The organism is Actinacidiphila oryziradicis (assembly GCF_005047355.1).
GTDB classification, from domain to species: domain Bacteria; phylum Actinomycetota; class Actinomycetes; order Streptomycetales; family Streptomycetaceae; genus Actinacidiphila; species Actinacidiphila oryziradicis.
In genome coordinates, this window is the sequence record NZ_SUMC01000022.1 from 17,287 (window position 1) to 29,795 (window position 12,509).

Annotated in this window: 12 protein-coding genes; 3 read left to right on the forward strand and 9 right to left on the reverse strand. The window is 69.3% G+C overall.

Annotated elements, in window-relative coordinates; translation table 11 throughout:
• Nucleotides 1-8: 8 nt before the first annotated feature.
• The 5 genes from FCI23_RS22510 to FCI23_RS22530 form a co-directional block, all read right to left on the reverse strand.
• Complete coding sequence (locus FCI23_RS22510) at nt 9-2,549, reverse strand: sensor histidine kinase (RefSeq protein WP_136725746.1); 2,541 nt, start codon at nt 2,547-2,549, stop codon at nt 9-11.
• 105 nt (nt 2,550-2,654) lie between these two features.
• Entirely contained in the window at nt 2,655-4,604 is a 1,950-nt protein-coding gene (locus FCI23_RS22515; protein ID WP_136725747.1) for an APC family permease, read from the reverse strand.
• 518 nt (nt 4,605-5,122) lie between these two features.
• Nucleotides 5,123-5,890 carry a DUF3710 domain-containing protein gene (locus FCI23_RS22520; protein ID WP_136725748.1) on the reverse strand — a complete coding sequence of 256 codons (768 nt, stop codon included), beginning with the start codon at nt 5,888-5,890 and terminating at the stop codon, nt 5,123-5,125.
• A 1-nt stretch (nt 5,891) separates the two neighbouring features.
• On the reverse strand, nt 5,892-6,401 hold the full coding sequence (gene dut, locus FCI23_RS22525; RefSeq protein ID WP_136725835.1) for a dUTP diphosphatase: 510 nt from the start codon (nt 6,399-6,401) through the stop codon (nt 5,892-5,894).
• A gap of 2 nt (nt 6,402-6,403) precedes the next feature.
• The gene (locus tag FCI23_RS22530; protein ID WP_246143907.1) at nt 6,404-7,006 is read right to left on the reverse strand and encodes a PaaI family thioesterase; all 603 of its coding nucleotides are present in this window, start codon (nt 7,004-7,006) and stop codon (nt 6,404-6,406) included.
• Nucleotides 7,007-7,103: 97 nt separating this feature from the next.
• On the opposite strand from FCI23_RS22530, the gene FCI23_RS22535 reads away from it, so the two are divergent.
• Together FCI23_RS22535 and FCI23_RS22540 are read left to right on the forward strand one after the other, a co-directional pair.
• Nucleotides 7,104-8,000, forward strand: a complete 897-nt coding sequence (locus FCI23_RS22535; RefSeq protein ID WP_136725750.1) for an SDR family oxidoreductase — start codon at nt 7,104-7,106, stop codon at nt 7,998-8,000.
• 65 nt (nt 8,001-8,065) lie between these two features.
• Nucleotides 8,066-8,509 (forward strand): DUF3093 domain-containing protein, encoded by a 444-nt coding sequence (locus FCI23_RS22540; RefSeq protein WP_136725751.1) that lies wholly within the window; start codon nt 8,066-8,068, stop codon nt 8,507-8,509.
• 28 nt (nt 8,510-8,537) lie between these two features.
• On the opposite strand, the gene FCI23_RS22545 is transcribed toward FCI23_RS22540, so the two are convergent.
• From FCI23_RS22545 to FCI23_RS22560, 4 genes are all read right to left on the reverse strand, one after another.
• Entirely contained in the window at nt 8,538-9,254 is a 717-nt protein-coding gene (locus FCI23_RS22545; RefSeq protein WP_246143908.1) for a hypothetical protein, read from the reverse strand.
• A gap of 77 nt (nt 9,255-9,331) precedes the next feature.
• The gene (locus FCI23_RS22550; RefSeq protein WP_136725752.1) at nt 9,332-9,631 is read right to left on the reverse strand and encodes a DUF4193 domain-containing protein; all 300 of its coding nucleotides are present in this window, start codon (nt 9,629-9,631) and stop codon (nt 9,332-9,334) included.
• A 409-nt stretch (nt 9,632-10,040) separates the two neighbouring features.
• Entirely contained in the window at nt 10,041-11,207 is a 1,167-nt protein-coding gene (locus FCI23_RS22555; RefSeq protein ID WP_246143909.1) for a sensor histidine kinase, read from the reverse strand.
• 102 nt (nt 11,208-11,309) lie between these two features.
• Entirely contained in the window at nt 11,310-11,963 is a 654-nt protein-coding gene (locus tag FCI23_RS22560; protein WP_136725754.1) for a response regulator transcription factor, read from the reverse strand.
• 349 nt (nt 11,964-12,312) lie between these two features.
• Between FCI23_RS22560 and FCI23_RS56555 the strand changes: the two genes are divergently transcribed.
• A complete protein-coding gene (locus FCI23_RS56555) occupies nt 12,313-12,486 on the forward strand; it encodes a hypothetical protein (protein WP_169316896.1) in 174 nt (57 codons plus the stop codon).
• The last annotated feature ends 23 nt before the right edge of the window (nt 12,487-12,509 follow it).

A 12,509-nucleotide genomic window follows, 5' to 3' on the forward strand; every position in this document is an offset into this window, starting at 1 on the left:
CCTGACGATCACGAGGTGACATCGGCCGGCAGGTCCGGACGGCTCCACTGACCGCCGAAGGCGGCTTGGACGGTGAGGACCATGGTGAGACCACCCCCGGGCGTGTCCTCCGCGACCAGGCTCCCGCCCATCGCCTCGGCGAAGCCGCGGGCGACCGCGAGACCGAGGCCCACGCCCCCGCCTCGCGGCGCGTCGCCGTACCGCTGGAACGGTTCGAAGATGCGCTCCTTGGCGGTCTCGGGTACCCCGGGGCCGCGGTCGACCACCCTCACCTCGACACGGTCCCCCAGGGCGCTGGCCGCGACCAGCACCTTGGCCCCGGCGGGGCTGTACTTGACCGCGTTCTCGACAATGTTGGCGACGCTGCGCTCCAGCAGTCCGGGATCGGCGGCGACCATGGGCAGCGTTTCGGGGACGTCCAGGGTGACGCTGCCCTCGGGGACTCCGCCGAGCGCCATCGGCACCACCTCGTCGAGGTCCACCTCACGGATCAGCGGGGTGACGGTGCCGGTCTGCAGCCGGGACATGTCGAGCAGGTTGCCCACGAGGTGGTCGAGCCGGTCGGCGCCGTCCTCGATACCTTCCAGGAGTTCCGCCTCGTCCTCGGGGGACCAGGCGACGTCATGGGAGCGCAGGGAGGACACCGAGGCCTTGATGCTGGCCAGCGGGGTCCGCAGGTCGTGCGAGACGGCGGCGAGCAGCGCGGTGCGGATGCGGTTGCCCTCGGCGAGTTCGCGGGCCTGCGCGGCCTCGACCTCCAGCCGCTTGCGGTCGAGCACAACGACGGCCTGCGCGGCGAAGGCCGACAGCACCCGCCGGTCGGAGGCGGGCAGCACCCGTCCGGTGAGCGCCAACGACAGCCGGTCATTGACCGGCACCTCCACGTCGGCGTCTTCGGGACGCACGCAGGGGTCGGGCCCCACGCTGGCCGCACAGGTCCACACGGCGTGCTCTCCCGTCCGTTCCAGCAAGGCCACCGAATCCATGCCGAAGGTCTCCCGGACCCGCGCCAGCAGCGCGCCGAGCGAGCTCTCGCCGCGCAGTACGCTGCCCGCGAGGTAGGAGAGGATCTCGGCTTCGGCGCGCAGCCGGGCGGCCTGCTGGGTGCGGCGGGCTGCCAGGTCCACCACGGACGCCACCGCGACACCGACCACGATGAAGATCGCGATGGCGAGGATGTTCTCCGGCCTGTCGATCGTGAACGTGTGCGTGGGCGGGGTGAAGTAGTAGTTGAGCAGCAGCGATCCGCCGAGCGCGGAGACTAGTGCCGGGAACAGGCCGCCCACCAGCGCCGCGGCGACCGTGAGGGTCAGGAAGAGCAGCATGTCGGTCGCGAGCCCGAGGCCGTGGTTCCAGGTGGTCAGCGCCGGCGCCAGCAGCACCGGCCCGGCCGTGCCCAGCAGCCAGCCGGCGACAACCCGGGAGGTGCCGAGTTTGGCACCCCGGGCGGTCGGCAGGCCGCGGCCCTTGGCGGCCTGCTCGTGGGTGACGATGTGCACGTCGATGTCGCCGGCCTCGCGGGCGACCGTCGCGCCGACGCCCGGCCCGAGGGCGTACTGCCAGGCCTTGCGGCGGCTGGTGCCCAGCACTATCTGAGTGGCGTTGATGCCTCGTGCGAAGTCCAGCAGCGCGGTCGGGATGTCGCCGCCGACAACATGGTGGAAGGAGCCGCCCAGGTCCTCCACCAGGGTCCGCTGGGCAGCCAGCTCCTTGGGTGAGCCCGAGGCCAGCCCGTCGCTGCGCACCACATGCACGGCCAGGATCTCGCTGCCCGAGCCCTTGGCCGCCATCCGGACGGCGCGGCGGATCAGGGTGCGGCCCTCGGGGCCGCCGGTGAGGCCGACGACGATGCGCTCACGGGCCTGCCAGGTGGAGGAGATCCGGTGGTCGGCGCGGTACTGCTGGAGGTACTCGTCGGCCCGGTCGGCGACCCAGAGCAGCGCCAGTTCGCGCAGCGCGGTGAGATTGCCGGGACGGAAGTAGTTGGACAGCGCCGCGTCGACCTTGTCGGAGGCGTAGATGTTGCCGTGCGCCATACGGCGGCGCAGTGACTGCGGCGACATGTCGACCAGCTCTATCTGGTCGGCGCGGCGGATCACCTCGTCCGGGACGGTCTCCCGCTGCCGTACGCCCGTTATCGACTCGACGACGTCCCCCAGCGACTCCAGGTGCTGGATATTGACCGTGGAGACGACGTCTATGCCGGCCGCCAGCAGCTCCTCCGCGTCCTGCCAGCGCTTGACGTTCCGTGAGCCGGGCACATTGGTGTGTGCCAGCTCGTCCACGAGCGCCACGGCGGGCTTGCGGGCGAGCACCGCGTCGACGTCCATCTCGGTGAAGGTGCCGCCCCGGTGTTCCAGCGTGCGGCGCGGCACCACTTCCAGGCCGTACAGCATGACCTCGGTGCGGGGCCTCTTGTGGTGCTCCACGAAGCCGGCCACGACGTCCGTGCCCCGCTCCAGGCGGCGGTGCGCCTCGGAGAGCATGGCGTAGGTCTTGCCGACGCCGGGGGCGGCTCCCAGGTAGATGCGCAGCTTGCCGCGTGCCATGGCTCCATTGTTCTTCCCGTGGGCCTTTGATTCTTCCCGAGGGCCTTTGAGAAGACCTTAGAGCGACCGAAGGGGGCAAATGGGGGTCCGAACCGGTGGACCGGATTACTTTGACGAGGCCTTGACGCCGCGCTCCTTGTACTTGTACTTCTTCCCCGAGCTCAGCACATAGGGGACGCTGGTGACCATGACGCCGGGCGTGAAGAGCAGCCGGGCCTTGAGCCGCAGCGCGCTCTGGTTGTGCATTATCCCCTCCCACCAGTGGCCGAGCACATACTCCGGGATGAAGACGGTCACCACATCGCGCGGGCTCTCGTGGTGCTTTCTGCGTACGTAGTCGAGGACCGGGCGGGTGATCTCGCGGTACGGGGAGTCGAGGACCACCAGCGGCACCTCCAGGCCGTGCAGTTCCCACTCCCTGCGCAGCGCCTCGGTCTCGGAGTCGTCGACACCGACCGTGAGCGCCTCGATGGAGCTCGGGTGGATCGACTGGGCATAGCCGACGGCGCGCAGCGTCGGCGCGTGCATCCTGGAAACCAGGACGACCGCGTGATTGCCGGACGGCGGCTCGGGACGGGCGCCTGCGTCGACCCTCAGCTCCTCGGCGACGCTGTCGTAGTGGCGTCGTATGGCCTTCATCAGCAGGAAGAGGACGGGCATGGCGATGGTGACGATCCACGCGCCGTGGGTGAACTTCGTGACCAGGACGATGACCAGCACGATCCCGGTGACGACCGCGCCCGAGGCATTGATCGCCTGCGAGCGGCGCATATGGCGGCGGGCGGCGGGATCCGTGGTCCCGGCCAGCTCCCGCTTCCAGTGGCGGACCATGCCGCCTTGGGAAAGCGTGAAGGAGATGAAGACGCCGATGATGTAGAGCTGGATGATCGACGAGAGGTCGGCCTTGAAGGCGATGACCAGGCCTATGGCCGCGAGTGCCAGCAGGATGATGCCGTTGGAGAAGACCAGCCGGTCGCCGCGGTTGTGCAATTGGCGCGGCAGATAGCGGTCCTGGGCGAGGATCGAGGTCAGCGGCGGGAAGCCGTTGAAGGCGGTATTGGCGGCCAGGATCAGGATTCCGGCGGTCACCGCCTGTACGTAGTAGAAGAGGAATGTCCAGTCGCCGAAGCTGGCCCTGGCGATCTGGGCCAGGGCAGTGGGCATGTCCGCGCCGGCCGGGAGGCCGAGTTCGGTCGGGTCGGACGCCACATGCACCTTGTAGACCAGCGCGAGCACGGTGATGCCGGCGAACATCGTGATCGACATGATGCCCATGATCGTCAGTGTCATCGCGGCGTTCTTCGACTTGGGCTTGAGGAAGGCCGGTATCCCGTTGCTGATCGCCTCGACACCGGTGAGCGCGGTGCAGCCGGAAGCGAAGGCACGCATTCCCAGCAGGACCAGGGCCAGGCCCGTGTAGGTCCCCGCGGAGTGCACCGGCAGGATGGCGGATTCGGCGCGAATGGTGTGCCCGAGCGCCATCCGGACGGCCGCGAAGGCGAACATCGCATAGATGCCGATCACAAACCCGTACGTGGGTATCGCGAAGATCCGGCCCGACTCCTTGACGCCGCGCAGGTTCATCACGGCCAGCAGCACGGTGAAGCCGACGCTCAGCGCCACCGCGTGCTTCGAGAGCGAGGGCGCGGCGGAGGTGATCGCGGCGACACCGGCCACCACGGACACCGCGACCGTGAGCACATAGTCGACGAGCAGCGCGCTGGCGGCGGTGAGTGCCGGGTTCCGCCCGAGGTTCTCGGCACTGACCACATAGGCCCCGCCGCCGTTGGGGTAGGCGTAGCAGGTCTGCCGGTACGAGGCGATGACCACGACGAGCAGCACGATGATCGCGACGCCGACGTACCAGGCCAGGTGGAACAGGGCAGTGCCACCGAGCGCCAGGATCAGCAGGATTTCCTCGGTGGCGTAGGCGACGGAAGAGAGTGGGTCGCTGCAGAAGACCGGCAGGGCGAGCCGCTTGGGGAGAAGGGTCTCCCCCATCTGGGAGGAGCGCAGCGGCCGGCCGAGGAGGAATTGCTTGGGGAGCGTGGACACGAGCAGGAAGCCTAAGCAGGACTTCCCGCATTAACCCTGTTCAGAAGCCCCTTCGGGCGTTAAGAACGCGTATGGAATCGGCGGGTCCGCACGGCGGCCGGGTCGCAGGAGGCCGGCTCGGCCGAGGCCGCGGCGCCACCCGTCGGGCCGAACGACCACTGGTGGAGGCGCTCCAAGGATCACCGCTGCGGCGAGAGGAGCCGTTCATGACCGCCTGGTCGCGACCGCTGCCGCGACCGGGCGAACGCAGGAGGCACCTCCGAGCGGTGGCTGGGGGCAGGCACATCAGCCGCAGCGGCCGGACCCGGCCCCAGGCACCACCACCGCTCTCCGCGGGGCCGGTGCACCCCCCGGAGGACCGCCGCAGTTCCGGGATACGGGCCAGGACAGCCCCGGCGTGGTGTCCGGGTCAATACATGGCGCACCGGAAACGCCGTTGGCCGGAACCTGCTCGAACAGGTCCCGGCCAACGGACTACTCGTGGCGGAAGGAATTCTTCCCGCCACGAGGCGGGGCTCCTAGTGGACCTCGGTGATCTCCGGTCCGCGGCGCAGCGGGTCGATGCCATCGGCGAACCGGGGCTGGTCACCGTCCTGGGCGACACTCTCGGGCACCATCTGCGCGTCGTTCGGCAGTTTGAGGACGATCGGATCGCGCGGCGCCATCGGCGAGTCTCCGCGCACGACGACGGTGTCGCGGAAGATCTGCTCCAGCAATCCGGCCGCCTCCGGCTGAACCGCGCCCTGTCCGGAGATCACTCCGCGCAGGAACCAGCGCGGGCCGTCGACGCCGACGAAGCGGACGAGCTGCACACCATTGGTACCGTCGGGCAACTGCACGGGCACCTGGGCCCGAAGCTCCCAGCCGAGCGGGCCCTCGACCTCGTCGACGATGCCACCCTGCTTGGTGATGCCGGAGGCGATCTCCTCGCGCACCTCGCCCCAGATGCCCTCCGACTTCGGTGCGGCGAAGCCCTGGAGCTGTACGGCGCTGTCGCGCAACACCACGGTCGCGGCGACGATGGACTCGCCGGCCACCTCGACCCGCAGCTCCATGCCCTCGACTCCGGGCACAAAAAGGCCGCCGAGGTCCACCCGGCCGTCACCGGGCTGCTTGACCTCGCTCAGGTCCCACGGACCGTCCGGCCTCGGGGCGGGCGGAAGGTTGTACCGACGGGACCCCCCGGAGCCGTCCGGCTCCTCGGCGTCTTCGGCCAGCTCTTCGGGGCTCGCGCCCTCGAGCTCGTCGAGGGCGTCTTCGCGCTCCTTGCGACGACGACGGAACACGTCACTGTCCTTCCCGGTCTGCGATGACCGATGCGTATCCATTCGTGGCCGTGCCACCTGCCGCGGCATGACCCCCCGTGGAGCCGAAGCCCCCCGCGGCCCTGGCAGAACCGGGAAGCTCCGCCACCTCGTGGAAGCGGACCCTCTCGACCTGCTGGACGACCAACTGGGCAATCCGGTCACCCCGCGCGAACCGCACGCTCTCGCGCGGGTCCAGGTTGACCAGGATCACCTTGATCTCCCCACGGTACCCGGCGTCAACCGTTCCCGGGGCATTCACGAGTGCCACCCCGCAGCGGGCCGCCAGGCCGGAGCGGGGATGTACAAAGGCGGCGTACCCCTCCGGGAGTGCGATGGAAACCCCGGTCGGCAGCACAGCGCGCTCGCCGGGAGCGAGTACGGCGGCCTCAGTGGTGACCAGGTCCGCCCCGGCGTCGCCGGGGTGTCCGTAGGAGGGCACCGGTACCTCGTCATCGAGGCGGCGGATGAGGACATCCACCGGATTGCGCATGCTCACGGGTTCACCTCGAAGGCACGTGCGACCTTGCGCGCGTCCGGGTCGGTCATAGCGACCTTTACCTCGTCCGGGCGGCCGTTCTTCGTGAAGTGTTCGACCTTCACCCGTATGAAGACGGCGTCCGCGCGTACGGCGACGGGGCCGTCAGGGCTGCCGATCCGGCCCACAGCACTTGAGTAGATCTTGCGCCCGGCCACAGCCGTGCACTCGGCCCGCAGGTGCAGGGTGGTGCCGACGGGCACCGGCCGCACGAAATCCGTCTCCAGGCGCCCGGTGACGGCGATCGCCTGCAACAGCCAGTTGACAGAACCGAGCGTCTCGTCCAGCGCCGAGACCAGGATCCCGCCGTGCGCGAGGCCGGGGGCTCCCTGGTGCGCGGGCTGCACGGTGAACTCGGCCGTGACGGTGACACCCTCACCCGCGTACGACCGTACGTGCAGCCCGTGCGGCTGTCCGCCGCCGCAGCCGAAGCACAGGTCGTAGTGCGCTCCGAGCGGCTCGCCGGGGGCGGGTGCGGCGGGGTGCCGTACCGGCGGCCCGGCATCCGGCGGCGGGGTCAGTCCCGGACGGCCCGGGCTGTCGGTTGTAGCTCCACTCACGCGGGAGACCCTACCCTCTGCGGGATCCTTTCCCGCCGTGTGTCCGTTGGTCCCTGGTATCTTGCGCCGCCTTTCCCCACCCTTTACCGGAGCACTCATGAGCCCCAAATCCGTCGTCGTCACCGGAGCCGGCAGCGGTATCGGCCTGGCCGTCACGCTTGAACTCGCGCATGCCGGGTTCGACGTGATCGGCACCGTAAGGTCCGAGCAGAAAGCCGAGGTGCTCCGTGCGCGGGTGGAGCGGACGGGCGCCGCCGTCCGGACCGTCCTGCTCGACGTGGCCGATGCGACCTCGACGGTCCAGGCGCTCACCGAGATCGCGATGATGACGGATGGCGGTCCCTGGGCCGTGGTCAACAACGCGGGCTTCGCCCAGCCAGGTGCGATCGAGGACGTCGACGACGAGCAGGTGCGCCGGCAGCTGGAGACCAATCTGGTCGGCCCGGTCCGTATCGCCCGCCTGGTGCTGCCCACGATGCGCGAGCGCCGGGCGGGCAGGATCGTCAACATCTCCTCGATCTCGGGCCGGGTCTCCAGCCCGATGCTCGGCTGGTACTGCGCCAGCAAGCAGGGCCTGGAGGCGGTCACCGACGCCCTGCGGATGGAGACCGCGCCCTTCGGGGTGAAGGTGGTGCTGATCGAGCCGGGCGCGTACGCCAGCGGAATCTGGCAGCAGGGCGCGGGCCTGCTGCCGGACGCGCAGTCCTCCGCGTACAGCGACCAGTACGCGGCGGTCGATGACTTCCTGCGCCGAGAGCTCCCGGGCCCGCGCCCGGTCGCCCTCGCGGTCCTGAAGGCGCTGACCGCGCCCCGGCCGCTGCCGCGCTACCTGGTGGGCAGCGGCGCCCGTTCCTCCGCCGTCCTCGACGCCGCGCTTCCGACCGCCGCGACGGACCTGGCCAAGCAGCTGGCCACGGGCCTGCGGACGGCTCCGCCACGGCTCACCCGGGCGATGGACCGGGTGCGGGGTGTCCTGAACCGGCGGACGAACTAGGCAGCCGGGCGGGGGTAAGGACAGGCGCCGGTTTTCGCGCTACCCACGCATGCCAAGCTGGTGCCATGCAGCCTTACGACGAACGTCTCACCGTGCCGCGCTCATGGTGGCTCCTCGCCGCGGGCGCCGGGGTCTCTCTCGCACTGATCCTGCTGCCGTTCGGCACACTGCCGCTACTGGCGGGCCTGGTCGGCGGAGCGGTGCTGGCGGGGGCGGGGGTGAGCGCCTACGGCTCCGCGCGGATCCGGGTGGTGGCCGGCTCACTGGTCGCGGGCGACGCCCGGATCCCGGTGGAGGCGCTGGGTACGGCCACGGTGCTGGACGCGGCGGAGGCGGTGGCCTGGCGCTCGTACAAGGCCGATGCGCGGGCATTCATGCTGCTGCGGTCCTACGTGCCGACCGCGCTCAAGGTCGAGGTGACGGATCCGGACGATCCGACGCCGTACATCTACGTGTCGACCCGTTCGCCGGAGCGGCTGGCCGCTGCGCTGGAGGCCGTTCGCGCCTGAGGGCGCCGAGGGACCGCCAGGGCCGGGCCTAGGCCGCGCCGGGCGGGAGACCGGGCGGCGCCGGAGGGGGCTCGGAGAGTGTGCGATCGTCCTCGCCGGAGACCGGCGGGAGCGCCTCCCACGGGAGCTGGTGAGCCCGCAGGTCTTGACGGACGCGCTCGGCGAGCAGCCTGGTGTCGCGCCGGTTCAGGAGGGCACCGACCGCCGCGCCGACCAGGAAGGGGGTCAGTGTCGGGAGGTTGCGCACGGTGCGCTTGAGGAGCTTCTGACGAAGCTCCTTTTTCATTTTGCCGCCGAGTGCGGCGTTGACCGAGGACAGCTTGAGCACGTCGATGCCGCGCTGCTCGGACCAGGACCAGAGATAGGCGCTCGCGCGCTGCCGCGCGGTGCCGGGAACCCGCAGCCCGTAAAGCTCGTGCAGTTCGGCGATGAGCTTGTACTCGACCGCGGCCACCGCGAAGGTCTCCGTGGCAAGCTCGGCCGCCATGGCGGGCGGGGTGGGCAGCATCGCTGCGGCGCCGACGCCCGCGCCGACGGTCGCGGTGCCCTTCATGGCGGCGCCGATCAGCCGGTCGGCTATCTCCTCCGGGCCGAGACCCGGGAACTGGCGTCGCAGAGTTTCCAGGTCCCGGACGGGGATCCGCGGGGCGGCCTCGACCAGCCGCTCCGCGAGGGACGAGACCCCCGCCTTGCCCATGCCCAGCGCCCTCCGGGCCCGAGAGCGCTTGACACGGCCGTCTGCCATGTCGCCCTCCCCTTCTGCGCTGTCCACACCCGCGAGCGAGGCCCTCCGGCCTCGCTCGTCGCCGCTACTCATGTCCGTCAGGCCGCACAGTCGCGGCAGATGGGGTTGCCGTTCTTCTCCGTGGCCAGCTGGCTGCGGTGGTGTACGAGGAAGCAGCTCATGCAGGTGAACTCGTCGGCCTGCCGGGGCAGGACCCGGACCGACAGCTCCTCGTTGGAAAGGTCGGCGCCGGGCAGTTCGAGGGACTCTGCCTGGTCGAACTCGTCAACGTCCACTGCGGACGTGGACTTTTCGTTCCGGCGAGCCTTCAGTTCCTCGATGCTGTCCTCGTTGACGTCATCGTCGGTCTTGCGTGGTGTGTCGTAGTCGGTAGCCATGTGGTCGCTCTCCCCCTCTGGGTATCTGCGGTGTCTCCAGCGCACGTAACGCGTGGGAGGCCGGTCTTGTGCCCGACCCGAAGCGGAGATTTTGCCTTACATCAAGTGCCGTTACTCAATCGACACCCAATCGCACCCCCGAAGAGGTGATCGGGCGGGTCGTTGATCATGACCGTTCTCGGGCCGGATGTCACGCTTCTCGCATGCCATCACGTCTACTTCCCGTGATCACGACCTGCGGAAACATAGATTTTGTGGGTCTTTTCACGGATATGGCGATCACACTGAGTACACCCGGTCGGATTCACATGTGTGATCGGTCACAGCATCCTCCAGTCAGCACCAGACCGCAAAATTCCGCGCAAAGCGAACACCACCCGGGCCCGTCGCCCGACTGCTGAGACTTAGGTCATATCGGGATCGCAACCCTCATGACCAGGCCTCCTCCTTCTCTGGGCACCGCCGAGATGGTGCCGCCGTGGGCCCGGGCCACCGAACGGGCGATCGACAGTCCGAGGCCCACACCCTTGTCGCTGCCCGTCCGCTCGGTACGGAGCCTGCGGAATGGCTCGAAAAGATTGTCGATCTCATAGGCCGGGACAACGGGACCCGTGTTCGAGACGATGAGCAGCGCCTGCCCCTGCCCTGTGGAGGTCTCCACCTCGACCCAGCCGTCGGGAACGTTGTAGCGCACCGCGTTCTGCACCAGGTTGAGCGCGATTCGCTCCAGAAGCACGCCATTGCCCTGCGCCACCGCGGCGGACAGCGAGCTACGCAACTGCACGCTCTTGGCCTGGGCCTCGGTACGGGTCTGGTCGAGCGCCTGGGAGGCCGCCTCAGCGAGGTCCACGGGCTTCCGGTGCACGATCTCGTTGTCACTGCGGGCGAGCAGCAGCAGACCCTCCACGAGCTGCTCGCTGCGCTCATTGGTGGACAGCAGGGTCTTGCCGAGCTGCTGGAGGTCCGGGGAGACCGCCGGATCGGAAAGCTGCACCTCCAGGAGGGTGCGGTTGATCGCCAGTGGCGTACGGAGCTCATGGGAGGCGTTGGCGACGAAGCGGCGCTGGGCGTCGAAGGAACGCTCCAGCCGCTCCAGCATGTCGTCAAAGGTGTCCGCGAGCTCCTTGAGCTCGTCGTCCGGCCCCTCCATGTGAATCCGCTGCTTCAGATCGGAGCTCACCACACCGCGTGCGGTACGGGTGATCCGGCCGAGCGGGGAGAGCACCCGGCCGGCCATGACGTAGCCAACGGCGAACGCCACGACGGCGAGGCCGATCAGTGCCAGCAGCGAACGCTTGAGCAGGTTGTTCAGCGCCAGCTCACGCTGGGCCTGCATACAGGCGCCGATGGCCCGGGTGAACTCGTCGTTGGTACTGCCCGAGGGCGGGAGCTGGCAGGTGTTCGTGGTGGGGGCCAGATAGCCGGTGATCAGCTTGAAGGGCAGCTCATTGCCCTCGTGAAGGGCCCCGGCCGCCAGCAGGTAGATGATCCAGAGCAACACGACCCCGGCGATCAGGAACATCCCGCCGTACAGGACGGTGAGCCTTATCCGGATCGTGGGCCGGAACAACGGCACCGGGCGGGAGTGCCCGGAGGGCCGTGGGTCCCAGGTCGGCTTGGGCGGGACCGCTGGAGGCGAAGCGTGCGGCGGGGTCGCCGGGGAAGCAGCCACCGCGGATCAGATCCGGTAACCGGAGCCGGGCACGGTGACGATCACCGCGGGCTCGCCGAGCTTGCGGCGCAGCGTCATGACGGTGACCCGCACCACATTGGTGAAGGGATCGGTGTTCTCGTCCCAGGCCTTCTCCAGGAGCTGCTCGGCGGACACCACCGATCCCTCGCTGCGCATCAGCACCTCCAGCACCGCGAACTCCTTCGGCGCCAGGTGGATCTCCTGACCGTCCCGGAAGACCTCCCGCCGGTTGGGGTCAAGCTTGATCCCGGAGCGTTCCAGGACGGGCGGCAGCGGGGCCGTCGTACGGCGGCCGAGCGCCCGTACCCGGGCGGTCAGCTCGCTGAACGCGAACGGCTTGGGAAGGTAGTCGTCGGCGCCCAGTTCCAGGCCCTCCACGCGATCGCTGACATCGCCCGACGCGGTCAGCATCAGGACCCGGGTGGGCAGGCCGAGCTCGACGAGCCTGCGGCAGACGTCGTCCCCGTGGACGACCGGAAGGTCGCGGTCGAGGACCACAACGTCGTAGTCGTTGACTCCTATCCGTTCCAGGGCGGCGCCGCCGTCGTAGACGACATCGACGGCCATGGCCTCACGCCTCAGTCCGGTGGCAACCGCATCGGCGAGCAGTTGCTCGTCCTCGACGACCAGTACGCGCAAGGCGCTGTTCCTTCCAAGAGCAGGGAAACCCAAGAGCAGGGAAAACCAATGTCCATCCTGCACCGAAGCCCCGTAAAACAGGGGTAAGCGGGGTGGGGAGGAGGTGGAGCTAGGGGGTGGGAGCTGAGGGGCTGGAGAGGCGGGGCAGGGGGCCGGGACAGGGGGGCCGGCAAAGTCCTCCGGAATTCTTTCCGCAAGTTGAGGTTTCCCTTCCGGTGGGCCGGGGGAGGACGAGTTCACACCCCCCGATCACGCCCCACTGGGCGTTCATACTCGTCCCGTGGCAGCAGCCGCTGCGTGGTCCGAGGGGTCCTTTGACACCCTTACGACGACCGATAGGGGGCGCCAGATGGACGCGTTCACCACCGGAATCCTCCAGCGCATACACAGCACTGAATCCGACCTCTTCCATGCCCGCGAGACGGGCGACGACTTCCTCGCCGAGGTCGAGGAAGCCGAGCTGGCCGACCTGCACCGCCTCGCCGCGGAGCATGGAGTCCAGGTATTGCCGAAGATCGCCTGACGGGTCGGCCCCGACAGGCCGCT

Coding starts and splice junctions, on each gene's coding strand:
- FCI23_RS22535 (WP_136725750.1), top strand. CDS start 7,104: ATGAGCCCCAAATCCGTCGTCGTCACCGGAGCCGGCAGCGGTATCGGC.
- FCI23_RS56555 (WP_169316896.1), top strand. CDS start 12,313: ATGGACGCGTTCACCACCGGAATCCTCCAGCGCATACACAGCACTGAA.
- FCI23_RS22510 (WP_136725746.1), bottom strand. CDS start 2,549: ATGGCACGCGGCAAGCTGCGCATCTACCTGGGAGCCGCCCCCGGCGTC.
- dut (WP_136725835.1), bottom strand. CDS start 6,401: ATGCGCAATCCGGTGGATGTCCTCATCCGCCGCCTCGATGACGAGGTA.
- FCI23_RS22540 (WP_136725751.1), top strand. CDS start 8,066: ATGCAGCCTTACGACGAACGTCTCACCGTGCCGCGCTCATGGTGGCTC.
- FCI23_RS22545 (WP_246143908.1), bottom strand. CDS start 9,254: ATGGCAGACGGCCGTGTCAAGCGCTCTCGGGCCCGGAGGGCGCTGGGC.
- FCI23_RS22550 (WP_136725752.1), bottom strand. CDS start 9,631: ATGGCTACCGACTACGACACACCACGCAAGACCGACGATGACGTCAAC.